At 47.4% G+C, this 20,061-nt stretch carries 15 protein-coding genes and 1 pseudogene; 7 read left to right on the top strand and 9 right to left on the bottom strand.

Translation table 11 applies throughout. The features are described from left to right. Positions 1-61 precede the first annotated feature (61 nt). The 4 genes from N836_RS42110 to N836_RS42095 all read right to left on the bottom strand — a co-directional run bounded on the left by N836_RS42110 (position 62) and on the right by N836_RS42095 (position 6,239). Complete coding sequence (locus N836_RS42110) at positions 62-3,250, bottom strand: efflux RND transporter permease subunit (RefSeq protein ID WP_031291450.1); 3,189 nt, start codon at positions 3,248-3,250, stop codon at positions 62-64. Between the two features lie 208 nt (positions 3,251-3,458). Continuing rightward, the gene (locus N836_RS42105; RefSeq protein ID WP_023070562.1) at positions 3,459-4,136 is read right to left on the bottom strand and encodes a GUN4 domain-containing protein; all 678 of its coding nucleotides are present in this window, start codon (positions 4,134-4,136) and stop codon (positions 3,459-3,461) included. Positions 4,137-4,150: 14 nt separating this feature from the next. Beyond that, entirely contained in the window at positions 4,151-5,458 is a 1,308-nt protein-coding gene (locus N836_RS42100; RefSeq protein ID WP_023070561.1) for an efflux RND transporter periplasmic adaptor subunit, read from the bottom strand. 94 nt (positions 5,459-5,552) lie between these two features. Further along, positions 5,553-6,239 carry a response regulator transcription factor gene (locus N836_RS42095; RefSeq protein WP_023070560.1) on the bottom strand — a complete coding sequence of 229 codons (687 nt, stop codon included), beginning with the start codon at positions 6,237-6,239 and terminating at the stop codon, positions 5,553-5,555. 260 nt (positions 6,240-6,499) lie between these two features. On the opposite strand from N836_RS42095, the gene N836_RS72760 reads away from it, so the two are divergent. Further along, entirely contained in the window at positions 6,500-7,384 is an 885-nt protein-coding gene (locus N836_RS72760) for a helix-turn-helix domain-containing protein (RefSeq protein WP_023070559.1), read from the top strand. Positions 7,385-7,518: 134 nt separating this feature from the next. Then, positions 7,519-8,553, top strand: coding sequence for a hypothetical protein (locus N836_RS42085; RefSeq protein ID WP_023070558.1), 1,035 nt, complete (start codon positions 7,519-7,521; stop codon positions 8,551-8,553). Positions 8,554-8,791: 238 nt separating this feature from the next. On the opposite strand, the gene N836_RS42080 is transcribed toward N836_RS42085, so the two are convergent. After that, positions 8,792-9,631 (bottom strand): sulfotransferase family protein, encoded by an 840-nt coding sequence (locus N836_RS42080; protein ID WP_023070557.1) that lies wholly within the window; start codon positions 9,629-9,631, stop codon positions 8,792-8,794. A 234-nt stretch (positions 9,632-9,865) separates the two neighbouring features. After that, entirely contained in the window at positions 9,866-12,028 is a 2,163-nt protein-coding gene (locus N836_RS42075; protein ID WP_023070556.1) for a WD40/YVTN/BNR-like repeat-containing protein, read from the bottom strand. A 1,262-nt stretch (positions 12,029-13,290) separates the two neighbouring features. On the opposite strand from N836_RS42075, the gene N836_RS72755 reads away from it, so the two are divergent. Next, a complete protein-coding gene (locus tag N836_RS72755) occupies positions 13,291-14,286 on the top strand; it encodes an MBL fold metallo-hydrolase (RefSeq protein WP_023070555.1) in 996 nt (331 codons plus the stop codon). 76 nt (positions 14,287-14,362) lie between these two features. On the opposite strand, the gene N836_RS42070 is transcribed toward N836_RS72755, so the two are convergent. Then, positions 14,363-14,938: a TetR/AcrR family transcriptional regulator gene (locus N836_RS42070; RefSeq protein WP_031291448.1), complete on the bottom strand. Its 576-nt coding sequence runs from the start codon at positions 14,936-14,938 to the stop codon at positions 14,363-14,365. 65 nt (positions 14,939-15,003) lie between these two features. Here N836_RS42070 and N836_RS42065 point away from each other — a divergent pair, with 65 nt between their 5' ends. Further along, entirely contained in the window at positions 15,004-15,471 is a 468-nt protein-coding gene (locus tag N836_RS42065; protein WP_023070553.1) for a hypothetical protein, read from the top strand. A 34-nt stretch (positions 15,472-15,505) separates the two neighbouring features. Here N836_RS42065 and N836_RS42060 read toward each other — a convergent pair whose 3' ends face one another. Next, positions 15,506-16,516 (bottom strand): ATP-grasp domain-containing protein, encoded by a 1,011-nt coding sequence (locus tag N836_RS42060; protein ID WP_023070552.1) that lies wholly within the window; start codon positions 16,514-16,516, stop codon positions 15,506-15,508. Positions 16,517-16,695: 179 nt separating this feature from the next. Here N836_RS42060 and N836_RS42055 point away from each other — a divergent pair, with 179 nt between their 5' ends. The 3 genes and pseudogenes from N836_RS42055 to N836_RS42045 all read left to right on the top strand — a co-directional run. After that, entirely contained in the window at positions 16,696-17,652 is a 957-nt protein-coding gene (locus N836_RS42055) for an isoaspartyl peptidase/L-asparaginase family protein (RefSeq protein ID WP_023070551.1), read from the top strand. A gap of 563 nt (positions 17,653-18,215) precedes the next feature. Beyond that, positions 18,216-18,461, top strand: coding sequence for a hypothetical protein (locus tag N836_RS42050; RefSeq protein ID WP_023070550.1), 246 nt, complete (start codon positions 18,216-18,218; stop codon positions 18,459-18,461). A gap of 444 nt (positions 18,462-18,905) precedes the next feature. Further along, positions 18,906-19,118: pseudogene (locus N836_RS42045) on the top strand (endonuclease domain-containing protein); the annotation flags it as partial. Between the two features lie 321 nt (positions 19,119-19,439). Here N836_RS42045 and N836_RS0136910 read toward each other — a convergent pair. Continuing rightward, positions 19,440-20,061 (bottom strand): WD40 repeat domain-containing protein (locus N836_RS0136910; protein WP_031291444.1); only part of this gene is annotated, 622 nt, incomplete at its 5' end.

Raw genomic sequence — 20,061 nt, 5'->3', positions numbered from 1 at the left:
GATTACCCTGGTACCCATCAAAGAAGACATATATCTTGTCGCCCCTTACAACTCTTCCCATCTACTTGTGACTAGAAAGTGCCATTTCAGGAGTGACCTCTGCAGGCATTTCCGGTGGAATCGGAGAGAGATCGCGACAGTTATCTTTAAACCGGCAGAAAAAGCTGACAATGACGATATAGAGGACAGGGACAACAAACAAGCTCAACACCGTGGAAACAATCATGCCCCCAAAAACGGCGGTGCCCAGAGACTGACGGCTGGCGGAACCGGCCCCTGTCGCAATCACCAGAGGGAAAATCCCCAATAGGGTGGAAATAGCCGTCATAATAATCGGTCGCAGTCGCTGTTGGGATGCTTCTACGGCAGCTCGTACAATAGATAGCCCTTCATCCCGCAGCTGATTGGCAAATTCCACAATCAAAATGGCGTTTTTACTGGCCAAGCCGATCAGCATCACCAGCCCCACCTGACAGTACACATCGTTGGGCAAACTCCGTAGAGAAACTGCCAGCAGGGCTCCTAACATAGCCAGCGGCACCGCCAGCAGAATAATCACCGGGTCAACAAAGTTTTCATACTGGGCCGCCAGTACCAAAAAGACAAAGATAATTCCCAAACCAAAGATAATTGGAGCCTGACCGCCGGATTCTAGTTCTTCTAGGGAAATACCGGACCATTCAAAGGCCATGGAGTTGGGCAGGACTTCATTGGCAACCCGTTCCATCGCTGCGATCGCTTGTCCAGAACTGTAGCCGGAGGCTGGAGAACCGTTGATTTCAATCGAGCGAAATAGATTGTAGTGGTTAATGGTTTGGGGACCTGTAGTGGGTGAAATGCTCACCAGGGTATCCAGGGGGATCATCTCACCCGTCTCAGAACGGACATAGAGATTACCAATATCATTAGGATTAGAACGAAATTGCGCATCGGCCTGAATGTAAACCCGATAGGTCCGGCCAAAGGCATTAAAATCATTCACATAGCGGGAGCCCAAAAAGCCCTGCAGCGTATTGAGAATCTCATCGATATTCACCCCCATGGCTTTTGCCAGACTGCGATCAATATCCACCTCTAGCTGGGGTGCATTGGCCGTATAGGTGGTAAAAACATTTTGCAGTTCTGGGGCTGCATTAGCGGCAGCCACCAGTTCATCCTTAGCCTGCAAAAACGTTTGCAGATCGTTATTGCCCTGGTCCTGTAGCTGAAAGACAAACCCGCTGATGCTGCCCAAACCCTGAATTGTTGGAGGATTAAAAGCAATCACATTGGCTTCTTTAATCTGGCCAAACTGCGGCCAAACCTGATTGAGTACGGCCTGTGCTGACTGGTTTTCTCTAGGACGATCACCCCAGGGAATCAGGGGAGAGAAGATGACGCCGTTATTGGGGATATTGCCGCTAAAGCCAAACCCTCCTAAAGAAAACGTCCCTTCTACTTCGGAAATATCCAAATAAGTCTGGTCCACCTGGTCAATAATGTCGCTGGTATAGTCCACTGACGACCCTTCTGGCCCCTGAATCAGGCTGATTAAATACCCCTGATCTTCTTCTGGCAGAAACGCCGTGGGCACCGTGGTATAGAGCCAGGCAGCCGTACCCAGGGCCGCCACAAACAAAATCAGCACGGTTGTCTTTAAGCGGGTCAGTCGTCCCAGGCTCGACTGATAGCCCCGGCGGGTGGCATCAATACCGCGATTGACCCAGGCAAAAAAGCGTCCCGGCCAACCACCGGGCTGTTGCCCTGAGCGAATCAACAGCGCCGAGAGAGCCGGGGTCAAACTGAGGGCATTAAAGGTGGAAATCGTAATGGCAAAGGCAATGGTCAGGGCAAACTGTCGATAAAGTTGGCCCGTCGTACCGGGGAAAAAGGCCACTGGAATAAATACGGCCAACAGCACCAGCGAGGTGGCAATCACCGCCCCCGTTAGCTCCCGCATGGCTTCAATGGCTGCCAGGTGAGGCCGCATTCCCTTTTCCTGAATTTTGCCAGCAATGTCTTCAACCACGACGATGGCATCGTCTACAACCATGCCTGTGGCCAGAATCAAACCAAACAGGGTGAGACTATTGATGGAAAAATTAAACGCCTTAATAAAGGCAAAGGTGCCGATCAGCGCCACCGGAATCACCACCGCAGGCACAATTGTGGCGCGCCAGTTTTGCAGAAACAAAAACAAGACTAAAACCACCAGCGCCACCGCCTGTAGCAGGGTATTGACCACTTCCTTACGGGACTCCACCACGAATAAGGTGGGGTCGTAGGGAATGGCATAGGTTAGCCCTGGCGGAAAGTCTGCTGACAGTCTGGCCATGGTTTCTTTAACGGCGTTTGCCGCTTCCAGGGCATTGGTGCCTGGCGTTTGCACAATCCGATAGCCAATGGCTCCCTGTTGTCGATAGCGGGCAAAAGTACCGTAGCTTTCGGCCCCGAGTTCTGCACGACCAATATCCCGAAAGTAAACCAGATTGCCGTCTGCTTCAGCTTTAATCACCAGGTTTTCAAATTCGCTGACATCCTCTAAGCGCCCCTGGGTGCGCAGGGTGAGCTGGTAGGTCAGCCCGTCTTCTGTCGGCGGCTGACCAATGCTGCCTGCCCCCACCTGCAGATTTTGTTCCTGAATCACCTCTACTAAGTCCTCAGTGGTAATCTCCCGAGCCGCCATCCTGACCGGGTCAAGCCAGAGGCGCATGGCATAGCGACGCTCACCAAAAGGCTGAATCTGGGCTACCCCCGGAATCCGGCGCAGGGCATCCAGCACATAGAGGTCGGCATAGTTACTAATAAAGTTGTCGTCGTACAGCCCTTCTTCTTCGCTGTAAATAGCCATGCCCACGACCACACTGCTGGATTGTTTACGCACCGTCACCCCTGTACGCTGTACTTCCTGGGGCAGCTGTGGGGTGACAATCGATACCCGATTCAGCACATCGACGGCAGCAATATCCAGGTTGTACCCCTGGCGAAAGGTCACAGTAATGGAACTGGTACCATCGTCACTGCTGGTGGAGTTCATATAGCGCATACCGTTAACGCCATTAATCTCTCGCTCTAGCACGGTGGTTACGGTTTCTTCCACCACTTCCGAACTAGCACCAATATAGTTAGCGCTGACCACCACCTGTACCGGGCTGATGTCAGGGTACTGTTCCACGGGCAGCGTTGGAATCACGATCAGCCCCACCATAAAGATGATGATGGAGAGCACCATGGTGAGGACAGGGCGGCGGATAAAGGTTTCGACGAACATTGTGAGAGGGGGAGGGGGCGAGAGGGGGAGGATAGAGACGGAGGATGGAGAACGAAGGCGGGAAAAATCTCCTAGGGGCGGTGTCTTGTGCGTTCGGCTGAGCGGTTCGGCTGAGCTCACTGTCGAACCGCTCAGTCGAAGCCTCACTATCGAAGCCTCACGCTGACGTCCTGCCCCGCTATGGCGAAATTATGTAAAGATCTTTTTTCTACATCTCACAGGTAATCAGACGATTGAGAAAATAGTTGGTCATGCGAGAGCCATAAGGAGAGTTCCACCAGCGGGAGGGGTGACAGCCTTTAGGGGCATTAAGGGAGAAATCCAGCCCGTCGCATTTGCGCCAGCGGTTGCCTTCGGGTTGTTGATCGGTAACACCTTCGCGCCAGCCCAGGGCCGCACCCCAGCGTTGGGTGAGCTGCAGGTCTTCTCCGATGGTGCTTTCTAAGCTACCGCCGAGGTCCTGATAGATTTTTAGCTGGATGCTAAAGCCAAATCGACCTTCACTATAGGTGGTCCATAGCCGGTCGATTACCTGGAGCTCACCACAGGAAAAGCTGCGAATCTCACGGGGGCTGAGATCTTCCAGGTCAGACACTCCAGCAATATCGGCAATTAGCCTGACGGTTTCTTTGTCGGCGGCAAACCATTGTTGATTGGCTAGCTGCTCGTGTAATGTCTCATATCGATAGAGGTCGCCCACCACCATCAGACGGCGTTCGATCTGGCGGACCTGCTGGGGGAGTGCAGCTAGCTGACTGACTTCTTGCCGTAGGGCAGAGAGTTCTCCCATCATCTGTTGGATAGCAAGCAGTTCTGGGCTGGGGGAGTTTTCAGTGGAGTCAGGATTTTGAGCTGTAGGGTCTGATTGAGAGTTGGGGGAGGTCATAGTATTTTCTGTCTTTAATTTGGGGTGACGGCATCATCTGGGACAACGGGGGCTCCGTCGGCCAGGCGTAAAATACCGGCGGTGATAATGGTTTCTCCGGTGTCGATGCCGCTGATAACGTGATAGCGGTTATTTTCAATTATGCCAAGCTGTACGGGACGTTGAACAGCGACAAATTCACTGTCAGTTTCTGGGGAGGGTTCCATAACAAATGCAAAACTCTGACCGCCAACGCGGGAGATGGCAGTAGTGGGAACCATGACGCCAGGGGTCTCTGTCCAGACAACGTTAGCGCGGACAAACTGTTCATCCCGTAGCTGTCCGTTGGGATTGGGAAAGGAGGCTTTAGCCAGAATTGACTGTGCTCCTGCTTCCACCCGTTCAGCAACAAAGCTAATGCGACCGGTGACCAGGGGAGCACCACTGGCCTGGGTGCGAAGTTCTACCGGTAGCCCTGGTCGTAACTCATTGCTGCGTTCCACAGGAATTGATAGACGTAGGTCCATGGCTTGATTGCTAGTCAGGGCGGTGATCATTTCTCCGGCTCGGATATAGTCACCAACTTCGACTGGCAGATCACCTACCACTCCGTCGATAGGGGCAACAACCTGGTAGTCGGATAGGTCTTCACTGGCGACAGCAGCATTGGATTCTGCCCGCTGCAGGGCGGCATTTGCTTCGGCCAGGTTGGCGCGGGCGGTTTGAATCCGCCGTTCGGCTGCGGTTAGGGCCGCGATCGCAACATCCTGATTACGCCCCACTTGATCTAGCGACTGTTCAGCCAGGGCTCCCGCCGCCACCAGAGATTGCGTGCGGGTATATTCGCTATTTTGCAGCTCTCGCTCAGCAATGGCGCTATCTCGCTCGGCCTCGGCCTCCAAGATTTCTGCCTGGGCGGCACTACGGGCAGCCCGCGCCACTTCAATATCGGCAACAGCACTGCTAACTATGGCCTGGGGCCGCTCCGGGCTGAGCTGAATAATCGGAGTACCCGCTGCCACCCGGTCGCCTGCTGACACCAACACCTGGGTGATTCGTCCCTCGACCTCGGGCCGTAGCATCACCCGTTCCTGAGCTTCTAAGGCTCCAACAAATTCTGAAAACTCTCTTACCGGAGCAGAGCGAGCTGTTTCAGTTTCAACCGCAGTGGCCTGGGCTGCGATCGCAACAGGTGTCGGATCTTGCTGCAATCGACTCCAAATAAACCAGCCTCCCACTACCCCTAGAAAGCCCGCTAACAGCCAGAGCCACCACCGAGGCCGCGTAGGAGCCGGGGACAGGATAGGAGACTCGGTAGGGGGGATGGCAGATTGTGTTTCCATGGCTGTATTTGTCCTGGTCTCGTGTGTGGTATTACAAGAATTTTGTTATGACAAAAAAACAGGTGACGACTCGTGCCATAGCCAGGTATGCTTGCTAACCCTGGACGGTAGCCGGATCTTTTAACACATAGCCCACGCCTCGCACTGTCTGCAGTAGGTCTGCTGCATTACCAAGTTTCCGACGTAGAGATCCTACATAAACTTGGACAATATTTCTGCTATCGCTCAATACAGAATCGGGCCAAATTTCATCCAAAATTTGTTGAACAGTCATCACTTGTCGGGGATGAGCTATCAAATACCTAAGCAGGTCAAACTCTTTAGCCGTTAGATCAATCGCATGTTCGCCATAACGAACTTCCCTGACGCGGGCATCTACATGTAAATTAGCAAGAATAAACAATTCGTCTGTTTTTTTCCAGGAAATTCGCCGCAGTTTCGCTCGCACCCGCGCCATAAATTCTTCCATGGCAAAGGGCATGGGCAAATAATCATTGGCGCAGACGTTTAGACTGGCGATGCGATCGCTATGATTATCTTTTCCCAACAACATAATTGGTATCTGGTTGAGGGAAAGAGATAGACGACGACAGGGAGCCAAATTAGGATTATTGTCCTCCGGTAAAACCATCACCAGCAGATCAGGACGCAGCTGCTGCACCACAGCTGGAGCGGGAATGTCCTCTAGCTGGCTGACGCGATATCCCTGCGCAGAGAGTTGGGTGTCTAGAGAACGAACAAGGTCAGCCCGGATATTAATTAAAAGAATGTGGGGTTGCATAACGCTACTTACATGACTCAAATAACGAAACGATGCGTCTCATATAATTTATAGACGGTACGTATCGTTTTTGTCAAAAAAACGTCAATGACTGATGACACCAGCTGTTTAGATGCCAACAGGATTTATCCTAATGGGCGGCACTAGTAAGCATACAAATAGGTTGCTGTCTTGCTGGGGGTGGATAGGCTATTGCCAGGAAACGTTACAGTACTGGATGAACCAAATTCTTGAACATTTTTGATTTTGGAACAAAAGCGATGAACCAGCAGCGCTACGCTCAATTCTATGAAACGAGTGAATATAGCCAGTTTTACAGCGTAAAGCGACAAGACCAGGCAGGCATAGTCGATGCAATTTTGTCCCACCAGAGCGGTCACTGCTTCACTGAGCCAGCAACCGCCGATATTGTGCTGGGCCTAACCCTAGCAGGTACAACCGCCGCTCGCTGGCGAATCGGTCCTAAATGGCGCGAAATAGACACCAGACGTATAGGCCATATTGGCGTCTCTCCTCTCAATGAAGCATATGACCTGGATGTACCAGACCCTCACACCGTTCTTGTTTTAGCCATTAATAAGTCTCGTCTTGATGTGATTCAGCAAAGGAGTCGTATCGATTGTTTCGATATCATGAGTGTGGGATCTCAAGCCTACATTTCTGATCCAGAATGTGCCAGCTATGCCAAGAGTATTTGGCGTGCCCTGGAGCAACCAGACACCCTTACCCAAATTCAGACAGAGGGGTTAGTGGATGCTTTATTGGGGCGTTTATTGGTGCGATATGCTGGCGATGCTGCCCATGAGCCGGTGCAGGCAGAAGCGATCAATTTGAAAACGCTAGAATCATTTATTCGCGAGCAGATCTCGACGCCGCTAACAGTTACGACTCTGGCACAGGTTGCTGGGAGAGATGCGCATAAATTTAGTCGCATCTTTAAAGCGCAGACAGGTGTGACTCCGTATCAATACGTTCAGTCTGTGAGAATTACGATGGCCTGCGATATGCTTAAAACCACCAACAGTCTGCTTTCGGACGTTGCTTACCAACTTGGGTTTGCTGATCAAAGTCACTTCACTCGTGTGTTTCGTAAACACATGGGGATAACCCCTGCCCAATATCGCAAAGGATCAAATGCGGAATAGACAGCCTGAAAATGTTTATCTAACAACGAGGCCGACGGTTTCTTTAAGCTGGCCGTTGAGGTGCGGCTTGCAGGGATTACTGAGGTAATGGCAATAGGTTAGGCTGGGCAACAAGATGAATAAATTAATGTCCCATGGGCCATGAACTGTATACGCTTGCTTATCTTACCGAATACCCCAAAATTAATCGGATTCTTCAGGGTGTGATCGGTATCTTTGAGAAGGTTTTTCCGAGACGAATTCGTGGCTATTATTTAGAAGGCAGCTTTGGAAACCAAAGTACGGTGACCAATAGCGACCTTGATATGTATGTCATCTTCAAGGAAAACTTTAACAGTCCTGAAGAAGCAATGGCCGCGTCGAGCTTAAGCCGGTCCTGCGCACTAATCAGCCCCGTGCTTTTGGAAATCAAATTAGGAGCAGAGTATTATCTTCATCGAGCTGAACAGGCAGGAACTGCCTTGAATTTCAAATACTCTACTCAGTTTCTTTATGGCGAGGATATTCGTAATAAGATTCCTACTTTTACTGCTGATGACTGGATACAGTGGGCAATAAAGGCACCTCAAGAATCTCTGAGAGTTATACGCTCGGCAAAGGTTTTGATCTTTCCTTTACAACACCCCGATGCTCAAGCAGAGTTTTATGGTTATGAGCGCCAAATGATTCCTGGTTCTGATGGTGTTGAGCGTCCTAGTAGTAAATGGCTGGTTGCGACTGTAAGCTGGATAGCAACGGCTCTGATAGCTTATCGGACAAAGCAGTATGTCGACAGCAAGGGCAAGGCAGCTCAGCTATATAAAACACAAATTAATGACAAGTGGACCGCTCTGGTTGAGCAAGTATATGAACAGTGCCGAAATCATTGGAACTATCTTATCCCTGATGGAGAACGAGAACGGCAGATATTGCGATCGCTGTGTCGAGATACGCTTGAGTTTAGCAATCATTACTTAAGTGTTTATCACGATTTTGTATTGCGTGAGTTATGTGAAGGAACCCCTAAGCAGCAGCTTCTCACTGTCAAGAGCCTTGATCAAGTGATTTATCCGGACGATCAAGAGATTTCCAATGCTTTAGAAAGACTACAACAATCAAACCATGGGGAGCTTAGAAAAGCAGCTTATGAAGCCGAAGCTAAAATCAAGCAGGCTTTAGCTGTAGAGTAACGATAGAGTACTTAGAACAAACTGATGTAGCTGATTAACTGAATCTGATTGAGTAAGCCGCAAAGGTATCGGCAACTATTGATCAGAACATTTTCCTAACAAGAAGTGAGGCCGAAAATCTCGACCGGGAGCAGCCCATATGAACACCAAATTGAAGCAATGGGATCTCGTCATTATCTGTGTCTTTGAAAAATAACACCCTTGCAATCCTTGACCCATAAAACAAATATCTTTCAACCTAAAAAGAGATACCCCATTTAGACGTATCAAATCCAAACTCCTGATTTAGCTTTAACAAATCATCCCTTAGTTCTCTCAATATAAATTCTTTTTGACCCTCGGTAAGTCTCTCCTTTACAGATAAAGATTGACTACATAGCTTTCTAACCACCTTTTTGGGAGTCTGTGGTAGGTAGTGAACGGCAGGTGCTACATACTTCCATAGGGGACCGTCAATCGTTTTTCCTTTCGATTGGTTGACAGGCTGAACGGATGAATAGTTAAACTCGGGATTAATTTCAAGGAAGTTACAAACCTCATTCATGAGCTGTTGCAGATTGTTCTTCAAGTCCTCAAAATCAAGCAATAGAATCGAATCTTTAGGAAAATGCTGATAATATTGTTCAATTTGCATAGCATATCGAGATGTGTCGATCATATTGGGCCGAAGCTCGATTGAACCCGGTATATATGTATAGTTATCCTTGGTGGTTTTTGAAGAAATCACATGGGCATAGTGGGATTCTATCCTTTTGATAGGATTTCTCATGATATAAATAAACTTAAAACTGGCCCCTTCTATGGCGGCTATTCTTTCTGCCGCATTGGGAAATTTTGGGACTTTAGTGTAGTTAGTTGAGCCTTCTAATGCCAATTTATGTACCTCAGGGTTAAAATCCCATAGATTTTCATACCAGGTCATTCCCTTTGCAAAGTTCTCATCGCTGGCAAAGAAGTTTGGCTCTTTAGGATAACTGCGAGCAATTTCAGGATGCTCATTCAGATAGCTAAATAATGTGGTTGTTCCACTTTTCATAGCCCCAATGATAAGACAAAATCTATCAATTTTTAGTGACATCTTACACCTCGCACATCAAACAGTTATTAACAATTGAGCAGGAGTGAGCTTTATTTTTAAAAAGCTCATAAGTGGTTGAACTCAATCTTCTATAAGATCTGATAACTAATTGGGTCAACCTACTTAATGGCAAAAAATAAGCCTATTTATGGCTATAGGTAGACCAGCACAACTCAACGTTTTTAGGAACCAGTCAGGCCAACTAAAACCTCATTACGAGAAAGCTTTGAACAATCAAAATATTTTATCTAATTGGGCTTGTAGAAAAGCCGATAAGAATCTAAGGCGGAATCGAAATCGCTTGAAGTTACTTTTTTTACTATCTTCTGGCAAGGAAATAACTTCCCAAGTATTGCCCCCATCCTGGGACTTCAATACGTTTTCTCCAGCATACCCATAGATTTTTTTATCCTGAGTAAAAGCAGGTGAAAATACAATTGGCTGTCCAGTGTTAAAAAAGTTAGGACTAAAATCAGACAGTTGATAGTTGGCGTCAATCAGCTCATCTGCTATTGGGAAAAAACTATCACCTCTATCTTCAGATTTGTATAATCCTTTTCCATGAATGCTCAGAATTATTAGCTGATTTTCCCCATCACTGGGTGATATAGAAACAGCTGATATTTGGGCATGGGCATCCACACCATCTATATTTAACTCTAACCAGCTATTACCTTGATCTTTCCATATGAACGCACCTGAGGTCGTTCCAGCAATAAGCATCTTATCAGTAGTAGAAATGGCTAAACTGGTTATATTGCCTTCAAAATCACCTACTGAAACCCAAGAGCGGCCCTCATCAATGGACTTGAAGACTGTTTGACCACCACCCGCATATAGTGTTTTATCAGACGAAAAATTCGGTGATATTTGAAAAGATTTAATTCCAGAATTTATGCTACCGATGGGCTGAAAACTGACGCCCATATTGGATGATTTAAATATTTCCCCTGTCTTGTAATTACCAGCAAATAGGACACCATCACTCCCATAGCTTGGGGAAATTACCATGTGGAGTGGATCTAAGTTTTCTAAGTCTAGTGAGCTTTTGCGCCATTTCTCAGCATCATTATTAGAATGCCAAAATCCATGTCTTGTTACAGTAAATAGATGTCTATCATTGACGTAGTCTGGCGAAAAACCGATATTGAACATACGGGCAATGCTGTTACCTGGGGCAATGTACTTATGCAGATCTTCTAAGCCATTACTTACATTTTTCCAGGTGGTTCCTGCATCATGAGATATGTAGACTCCTGATACATATGTGGCAACTGCAATCGTAGAATCGTTTTCATAGTTTGGGGATAACGCTATCCCAGTAATAATGTTTGACGATAAAGTATCTAATTGCCGCCATTTCTGTTCAGGCAGCTCTGTTCTAAACAAGCCATCGTAGCCAGCTAGATAAATTTTTCTCTCTGTATCGAGAGAATTGGCCATCTCTAGGTTGCTGAACTGAGGTCTGTTAAACTTAGTTGCCTGGTCGTCTTTAGAGAGACCTTGGCTGTAATTTTCCCAATTTCCTCCTAAGTCCTCTGAAATAAAGACTCCACTATTACTCGTAGATGAAAAGATCATATAGCCGCCATCATCTTCAGGATGGAGCATTAAAGACTGAATCGCTTGTTCGGGAAGACCATCACTAATTCCCACAAGTGGATCTATTTTTTTAGGACCTTTCTGAAATTCTCCTTTAAATATCCCAAGCTTTTCAGTTCCCAAGAAAACAGTATTATCAGATTCGAAATATGGCGAGAATTCTATGGCAGTAATTCCCCCTGCATTAGGAATATCCAAGCGTTGTTCCCAATCTTCTCCGTCATTATTGGAAATAAACACTCGACCCATTTGATCACCAGCCATCAAATGATTTGAGTTTTCAGGTAAAGAAGAAATTGCAGTTATCTTAGCATCAGGAGCAGCAAGCACTTGACGCCAGGTTTCTCCTCCATTCTCTGTCTTGTACAGTCCCCCTTCAATACCCGCAGCAAAAATAACATTGGGAGCATTATCAGAGATCTCAACAAAATCAATTTCTAGGGTTTTTAAGCCCTTATTAACTTTTGACCATGCCGTGCCACCGTCCTCTGACTTATACACACCATCTCCTCTGGAGGATACATAAAGAATATTTGCATCCTCACCAGAGATATCTACAGACGTTAACGAGTGCTTATTATTGAGGCCATTAACGATTTTATGCCATTGTTGGCCGCTATCTTGCGATTTTAATAACACCCCTCTAGTAATAATGAATAGCGTCTGATCTTGAGAGTAATTTGGAGATATTTCTACGTCATGAATATCATCATGGGGAGTATGGGCAAAAGCGGCTTGCATACTGCCAATAAAAACCAGCAAGTATGCAACTAAAAATCTTGTTGCAATATCCATTTTTATGATGTCACCAAGGTGAACTTAAAGAGATTGAACAAAAATAAAGTCCCAGGTTGAGGCTGTAGATGGGTGGATGGTAACTGTCCCACTGATACCGTTGGCTGAGCGAAGTCGAAGTCAACACTGCCAGCCAGCATCCCCTTCGACTTCGCTCAGGAGACGCTTACGGTGGATGAGTGATGGGGTAATGGGAGAATTATTTAAGCGCGGTAGCCTAACTCAGATCTTGCACTAAGGTTGGTTGTGAAGCTCAAACCCACGTTGGGTTCAAAACCCAACGCTAATTGAGGGCTGTCCACTCAAGGGACAAGATTGGCTGAGCAGCTCCAAATATAGAGCTTTTAGGGCTTCTTTAACCGCTTGAGCGGTTTTGAGCCAGTTAGCCTTGCGACTTTGAGTCCAAGGTGGGTTAATGCTTCCTTGCCAGGTGCAAGATCTCAGCTAAGCTAGTTTTGCTAGGCAAGGATCAAGATAGACAAACCAGTAATAAAGGAACAAATCCTGTCCTGTGGAAGATTAACCCTGGTAACGTGAGCGATAGAAAACCTATCAGCACGAATACAAATATCGAACACCCTATTTTTAAGGTTTTCGGACTTTAAAGCGAGTATTTAATTTCAAGGTGTAATACACATGCTCTACACCAAAGATGTCCGTTGGAGATGCTGTTTAAAAGTTCCTTTGTGAAGGTAACTTTATCAGTCTAATATTCACTGCGAAGAGGCAAGTGGACAGTCTAACTAACTGACACATCGTCTTCTGCTAAGAGCAAAATCTCTGTGTAGGAAGCAACATCTTGAAAAATGTGTGTAGCCATCCCGACGAGGCCGCTGAGAAATGTCTACTTAGGAATGGGAATCAAACAGTTTCAACTTTGCTAATGTTCGGATAGCCCTCACCCCAGTCCTCTCCCAGGGGGCTACCGTGTATACATAAGTCAGAAACAATGGCTGAAAGTATTAGAAGTCGGGGTTGGCCCTCACCCTAAATCCCTCTCCCTAAGGGAAAGGGACGTTGACTCTCGAGGAGAGCTATGAGCTAACCGATGATTTTTTTTTCAGGTTAAATTCAGCTCACAGATCATATAGCTCGTCACACTGAGAACTACATGGGACAACAGCAAGCGCTACCTCTCTTCTATCTCAAGCCAGATTCAATGATGTCAACACTGTTCTTATGGAAGTAGTGGGTCTGTCCTTTGCTCGCGTAGTCGGCGGCGTCATCCAAAATGTTTTGAAACTAATTCAGGAGTTTTCACTATGAACCCCCTCAAAAAACAACGTGCCCGACTCACAAACGTCATTCTCTGTATAGCTACTTTACTCGCTCTCATTGGCTACACTAGCCTGGATAGCCGTCAAGCAGATGCGATTTCTCCTACGATCACAATCGACACTTTTGCCGCGCAACCGGCGCTGGTGGATACTGTAAACAGCCACTGGATCGAAGCGCCAGATGGCATCATCGTCATTGACACACTGCGAACTCTCGTGGAGGCAGAACGGGCGGTTCGACAAATACAGGCTCTTGACCAGCCTGTTCTGGCGATTTTCATCACCCATGCTCACACCGACCATTATGGTGGCCTATCGGTTTATCGGTCCGCCTTTCCAGAGGCGGATGTCTATGCATCTGCGACAACTATCCGCTCGATGAATGAAGACAGCCGAGGATTCAATGCTGCGCGGAAAGCAAGACATGGGGACATCTTTCCAACCCAGGCGGTTATCTCTGACAACCTGCCTGACAATGTGATTGCCAATGGCGATATCCTTGATATTGGCGGTGTCACTATCGAAATCATTGAGCTTGGTGCTAGCGAATCAGAGGCAGCCTCGCTGATTTATCTGCCCGACCATGGCCTACTGTTTGCAGGAGATTTACTAAACAATGGCTTTATTCCTGCTCCGCTAGAAAGCCTGGCATCATGGCTGATCCAGCTAGACACGATCGCAACCCGCTTTCCCCCTGAGACTATTGCCTATATTGGTCACGGTCGCGAGGCTATGCTGAGGGATCTTATTGCCCCACAGCGCGCAAGCCTCACCCATCTTGATGCTGCTGTGACGACAGCAATTGCAGACAATATTCTTGACGCGGACGAAGCTGAACAGATCGCCTTTGACTTCGAGGCCACTTATCCACATATGCATGGGGTTGGTGGCAACACTCGCATTGAAGGTCTGCAGGCCGTTGCAGGGTTTATCGCTGAGCAAAAAGGGGCAACAGTACAAACAGACGCACAATTTAGATAAGCCGTTGATAACAACTTCTGATCACTTTTGCACGCCCATAGAGAATAGTTTATCTATCAGATAATTTAGTTAACGCTCATTTGAGCAGCAAACTTAGAGCATGGCGGATATAGCTTGTCCAAGATTCTTTAGGTGGGAAGATCAATGCATAGAGCATAATGCCGCTCATCGTATCAAAAACTAAGCCTGCATCCAGGCTCATTGCAATTTCATGTCTTGCTTTTGCTCGTTCAATAACCACTGCGAAGGCTTGGCGTCGTGGTTGTAGATATTTCTCCCAATAAATTTGAGCAAACCCAGGATTGCTCGCTGCACTACTGATAATCATTGAAACAGCCTGCCGTCCAAGTGGGGTGAAGGTTATTTGGGCCGCATTTTCAATCAGTGCATCCATGTCGCTCCAAAGGCTCCCTGTATCAGGAATCAAAACCTCTTCTCTCATACTTTCAATAGCATCAGCAACCAGTTCATCTTTGCTCTTGTAACGCCTATAAATGGTCGTCTTCCCTACTCCACCACGAGTTGCGATCGCATCAATGCTCATCTTCTCAAAGCCAACTTCCGCTAAAAGCTCTAGTGTGGCTTTCAGCATTGCCTGGTGAGATTCTGCGCTACGAGGTCTTCCTGATGATTTTTTTCTAGAATTATTCATAGATGCTATTATACTATTACGATACAGTATCGTATCGTAATAGTATGAGTCAGAAGCCTTGCTACATGGATAAGCACAGCATCCAGACCCTACAAGAGGGTTTAAAGGAGTACTATGCCCTCAATCCACAGGTCACCGATCCGTCAACACAACCTTCAGACTTCGGAAAAATCTTGCGAGCACATGACGTAGGACATGTGATTTATGGGTGCGATACGGAAATGTACGATGAGCTCAAAATTCTACCTCTCTTTTGGTGGACAAGTGAGTGTACGTTTCAGGTGTATCTCAAAATGAGAAACTCTCCTGCTGTTGATGTTATGTACGAAGACATGATCAAAGAGAAGGGAATGCTTTGGTTATATGGAGCAGTTTTGAGAGTGCTTCCTGGGGTTATCGTAGAACTAATCCCGATCTGGTTTAAGACTCGCAGGCGTCAAAAACTATTGCCATTTCTCGAATTTGAGCCGTTACTTGACCGTTCTCTTTTAGATATTCGCCAAGAGTTTGATTTGCTGCCATTTATAAAATAATTTACGTGCATATATCAACCGGCGATGGTAAATGCTAGCTATTCAGAGCCCTGATTGACTGTTTAGCCAACTGAAACAACCGCTGAGTCAGACGTTCCAAAATCGGATCACCTGTGATCTCTTCTAGCCAGTCATAGCCGCCAATATTGCCAGCATTCACTTCGCTTAAAATCCACTCACCATCATCATCCATTAGAAAATCGTAACCTAAGGTATACACGCCTCGGCGGCTATAGTGATCATAGGTTTCTGCAATGATCATGCGCTCACGCTCGGTAACAGGTGCCGTATAATAAGCAGCCCCAGCTGTAATATTGTGCACCCAGGTATCTGTTTTCGCCTTACGCAATAGCGCCCCATAGATTTCGCCATCGACCACCAACACTCGTTTGTCGCCTACATCAATATTTTTCAGAAAGCGGACAAACTCATAGTCACTACTGGAGTCAATATGTTTTAGGTGGGCAATAGCCGCTCGCAGGGATGGATACGTCAAACACCCTTCCTGAATATTGTCAGTAAAAACGGTGTCACCCACTTGCCAAATTTTGTAAACACCCTTGCCGCCATAGCTTACGTTCATTTTGGCAACTATGGGATTAAACCGCTGGAAAAAGGCTTCAATCTCGTCATAGTCAGCGGAAAAAATATGGTCCGGTAAATAGGCTTGCCCATAGGATTCTAGAAAATCTTTTCGTCGGGTATAAGCAACTTGAGAAGGTTGATTAACAAACCGTACTGTTGTCTCCAATTGACTGAGATGGTCAAAAAAATCAGCTGGAACCGGCTCATCAGCGCGGTTGAAAATTAAATCTAACTCGGACGCAGGTAGAGCAATACGCGGCTGTCTATCCAATTGGAAGAAGGCCTCTTTGCTGAGGTGTCCAGAAATGGGTACGGATTGAAACTGGCTGGAGCCATCAATACTAGATACGGGAGCATGGAAAAACTCAATCGCTGGATTGGCTGCAAACAGTTGATAGAGGCCAATCGTCGTATCAAAATCAGGGTGAGTGATGGGATCAGTAATGCACAGTAGTTTCATGAACAATTATCAGTAGTTGGGAGTGAAGCGACTATTCCACGGTCCCATTGATATTGTTTTGATTCTGATTAAATGACTACTAACGTTTACCCCATCATTGTGTTAACCAAAAAGTTATGAGGTGATGACAAGTGATGTGATAGCGTTGATCTCCAACCCATCGATGTGTCTTTAACGTTATGAACAAAAAATTCTCTCTTATTATCCATGGTGGTGCTGGCGCATTAGACCACATTAAACGAGAGGGAAAAGAATCAGAAATTATGGATAGTGTGTACAGCATTTTGGAAGGGGGTCGCCAAATCCTAGCAGATGGAGGAACGGCGTTAGATGCTGTGGAGTACTGCGCTATCCGGCTAGAAGACGATCCTCTCTACAATGCCGGCAGAGGATCGGTACTGAATGAGTATGGCGAGGTCGAAATGGATGCGGCCATCATGGACGGTGTCACCCTGGATGCAGGAGCCGTTGCTGGTCTTACCGCCATCAAGAATCCGATTCAATTGGCCCGCCAGGTATTGACCAAAAGCGAGCATGTGATGCTCATTGGTAAAGGAGCCCGTGAGTTTGCCCAGCTGCACGGATTTCCCCTGATGCCGAACGATTATTTTTTTGTTGAGTCTCGGGTGCAACAGTGGCGCGAGGCTCAGAAACTAGGCGGCATGATGCTTGACCACGAAAATGCCACGTCCCCTAAAAAACTAGGAACTATCGGTGCAGTGGCCCGAGACCGACAAGGCAACCTGGCGGCAGCCACATCAACCGGTGGCATTGTGAACAAACGCTGGGGCCGTGTGGGCGATAGCCCTGTGATTGGGGCTGGAGTGTTTGCAGATAATGAAACCTGCGGGGTATCGGCGACAGGCTATGGTGAACAATTTCTGCGAACTGTTCTATGTAAGATGGTTTCTGACTTTATCTACTTTCAAAGGTTAGATGCCCGTGCAGCTGTGAGTGCTGGCATTGATTACTTGGTTCAAAAAGTGGATGGGTTGGGGGGAATTATTCTGATTGATAAAAATGGCCACTGTGCGGCCAGGCATTCTACGTCAGGCATGATTTATGGATTGATCGAAAAAGAAGGTGAAACTTACTGTAGTTTTGTGCAATCGCCTGAGTATTTTGCGGTTGGATGAACCACACACGAGAGAAGCTAAGGAATCAGAATTTATTACCGTTCAGCTTTTTGCCCTCATCCCCCAGCTCCTTCTCCCGGGGGGAGAAGGGGAGTCAGAGTCAAAGTCCCTCTCCCTGAGGGAGAGGGATTTAGGGTGAGGGCCAACCCCAAATTCTAATACTTTCTTCCTAAGTGAGTTGCTTAGCGATCGCACTTCTATCTTCTATCCCAGGTCAACCACAAGGGATTGCCCCTAGGAGGGTGTCCGTTTTTAATCGGGGTTGCTCAGGGGAGGCTTACCGTCAGACTAAAACAAGTAATAATCTTTTACTTGACGACTACTATCCATAGGACGTATGTTCTTTTCAGGGCTGTGATATCTGTTGCTGCCTGACTTCAGAACTCAATATTTGGCACTGCCAGCAGGTGCTGCGAACACCTACTGACAGCTAACCTCCCGGATTTCCAAGCAATCCCGGAAGCTTTGGTCATTATGGCTCAGCGCTCCGATTTGCACAATCTTCTAGGAGCCGCTGGGTATTGGGTTCTGGCTCCACCGTTGTTATTTGGAGACCAGATCCCATGTTTCAAGACAATAGCCAGGGCGCAGGCGCGTCCAATGTTCCGCCTGCTAACTTGCCGCTGCCCGAGCATCAATACGAAAACGTGAACCACACGTTATTTGGCAGTTTGATCGCTATCCGTAACACCATCGCGCTGCTCCATAAGCTCAATTATGCTGAGCCCAACGACTGGAGTAAACCTTTGCCCACCGGGCGACCCAACGAACTGATGGCGATTATGACCAAACGGGTCAGGGTGGATTAACAGATTTGACAGGCTGCTGGCTTCGACTCCGCTGGCTGAGCGCAGTCGAAGCCAGCAGATCTATCAGCCAAAAAGTGAAGTCTGAACAGTTGAAGGGCGAGCAGCTAAACAGTTGTGATGCAAACAGTTGAGGGCTGAGCGGAGTCGTATAGCCCTGTGGGCATGGGCAAGCCTAACGCGAAGCGTCTCCCCACGGAGATAGCCCGATGCTAAGGGATATGCATGAAAATAAGAAACTGGTTTGAAGCTTGGCGATATCTGGTTCCCCTTGGCAAGGCTATCGTGTACATACATCTAGGGATCTAGCCTGAAAAGTGGCTCCAGACGCTGTATTTGCCCTCATCCTAAATCCTTCTCCCCCAGGGAGAAGGACTTTGAGGGAAGTCCCCCCTTCTACTGTGTATACATATCTAAAAGATAATGGCCTAAGCTGATTTCTACTGTCATGAGGCTCAATTAGTGATTGAGCTAGACGGGGCTATTCATCAGTCTCAGGTTGAGCGAGATGCAGAAAGAGATGCTTGGATGCAGGCAAACGGCTTGACCGTTTTACGATTTGCCAATGCCAGCGTTCTGGACGATTTACCAACAGTACTCACCGCAATTGATAGTCATTTGCTAAAGTCCTGCTTCCCGCAGGAGAAGGATTTAGAGTGAGCGCCAGAGTCAAAGTCCCTCTCCCTGGGGGAGAGGGATTTAGGGAGAGAGCCAACTCGAGTGCTAATACTTTCAGCCATTGTCTCTGACTTATGTATACACCGTAGCTTGGCAAGGGGAACCGTCAGGGAGGGGTCTCGACATCTAGCGCTAGCGATCGCAGCCCCCTCCGCCTGCGGCACCTCCCCTTATTAAGGGGAGGATTTTGCTCAACTATTTCTTGTCTGGGATTTTATTTATGTGCAATCGCTTCAGCCCAGCCGAACCGCAAAGTCGAAACCGGATTAATCGAGTACATTATTTAGCCGCAGCTCTGCCGTTCTATTGCTTACCTCCAAGTCCCAAAATATTGCAGACCTCAGGTTTTTGCTCGGGGAAGTTTACGAAGTAGTGGCGGAGCCAGTTACACCCTCTGGCTAGCAGATCGTCGAGACCATTATCGATGGGCCAAACTTCAAACGAGTCATTTGTAGCTGACCTCACAATTAGATGCTGTTGATCAGGAATAAACCGGGCATCGTAGCCGAGATATTCGGCTAGGAGCTTGCCATCGACGTCGTAAAGTCGGGTGATGCGATCGCTGTCTGAAGAGGTGAGAATACGCTGGCCATCGTTACTAAAGCTGGGGTCACGCCCCTGGAGAGGGAAGAGTTCTTGACCATCTCGGCTATAGACCCAACTAATGTTATCGCTATCTGAAGAGATGAGAATGCGCTGACCATCATTACTAAAGCTGGGGAAAATCCCCTGGAGTGTGGCGAGCTCCTGACCATCTTGACTGTAGACCCAACTGGTATTGTCGCCATCTGAATAGGTGAGAATGCGCTGACCATCATTACTAAAGCTAGGCAAAATTCCCTGGAGTGTGGCGAGTTCCTGGCCATCTTGGCTGTAGACCCAACTGGTATTATCGCTGGATGAAGAGGTGAGAATACGCTGACCA

This window comes from Leptolyngbya sp. Heron Island J, from assembly GCF_000482245.1.
Taxonomy (GTDB): Bacteria; Cyanobacteriota; Cyanobacteriia; order Phormidesmidales; family Phormidesmidaceae; genus Leptothoe.
The sequence above is the reverse complement of the archived record's forward strand: the minus strand, read 5'-3'. Positions and strand labels throughout refer to the sequence as shown.

Excerpts from the sequence above, each read along its gene's own strand:
- N836_RS42065 (WP_023070553.1), top strand. The coding sequence starts at position 15,004 with ATGGATAAGCACAGCATCCAGACCCTACAAGAGGGTTTAAAGGAGTAC.
- N836_RS42100 (WP_023070561.1), bottom strand. The coding sequence starts at position 5,458 with ATGGAAACACAATCTGCCATCCCCCCTACCGAGTCTCCTATCCTGTCC.
- N836_RS42085 (WP_023070558.1), top strand. The coding sequence starts at position 7,519 with ATGGGCCATGAACTGTATACGCTTGCTTATCTTACCGAATACCCCAAA.
- N836_RS42050 (WP_023070550.1), top strand. The coding sequence starts at position 18,216 with ATGTTTCAAGACAATAGCCAGGGCGCAGGCGCGTCCAATGTTCCGCCT.
- N836_RS72755 (WP_023070555.1), top strand. The coding sequence starts at position 13,291 with ATGAACCCCCTCAAAAAACAACGTGCCCGACTCACAAACGTCATTCTC.
- N836_RS42075 (WP_023070556.1), bottom strand. The coding sequence starts at position 12,028 with ATGGATATTGCAACAAGATTTTTAGTTGCATACTTGCTGGTTTTTATT.
- N836_RS42060 (WP_023070552.1), bottom strand. The coding sequence starts at position 16,516 with ATGAAACTACTGTGCATTACTGATCCCATCACTCACCCTGATTTTGAT.
- N836_RS42080 (WP_023070557.1), bottom strand. The coding sequence starts at position 9,631 with ATGTCACTAAAAATTGATAGATTTTGTCTTATCATTGGGGCTATGAAA.
- N836_RS42095 (WP_023070560.1), bottom strand. The coding sequence starts at position 6,239 with ATGCAACCCCACATTCTTTTAATTAATATCCGGGCTGACCTTGTTCGT.
- N836_RS42105 (WP_023070562.1), bottom strand. The coding sequence starts at position 4,136 with ATGACCTCCCCCAACTCTCAATCAGACCCTACAGCTCAAAATCCTGAC.
- N836_RS72760 (WP_023070559.1), top strand. The coding sequence starts at position 6,500 with ATGAACCAGCAGCGCTACGCTCAATTCTATGAAACGAGTGAATATAGC.
- N836_RS42055 (WP_023070551.1), top strand. The coding sequence starts at position 16,696 with ATGAACAAAAAATTCTCTCTTATTATCCATGGTGGTGCTGGCGCATTA.
- N836_RS42110 (WP_031291450.1), bottom strand. The coding sequence starts at position 3,250 with ATGTTCGTCGAAACCTTTATCCGCCGCCCTGTCCTCACCATGGTGCTC.
- N836_RS42070 (WP_031291448.1), bottom strand. The coding sequence starts at position 14,938 with ATGAATAATTCTAGAAAAAAATCATCAGGAAGACCTCGTAGCGCAGAA.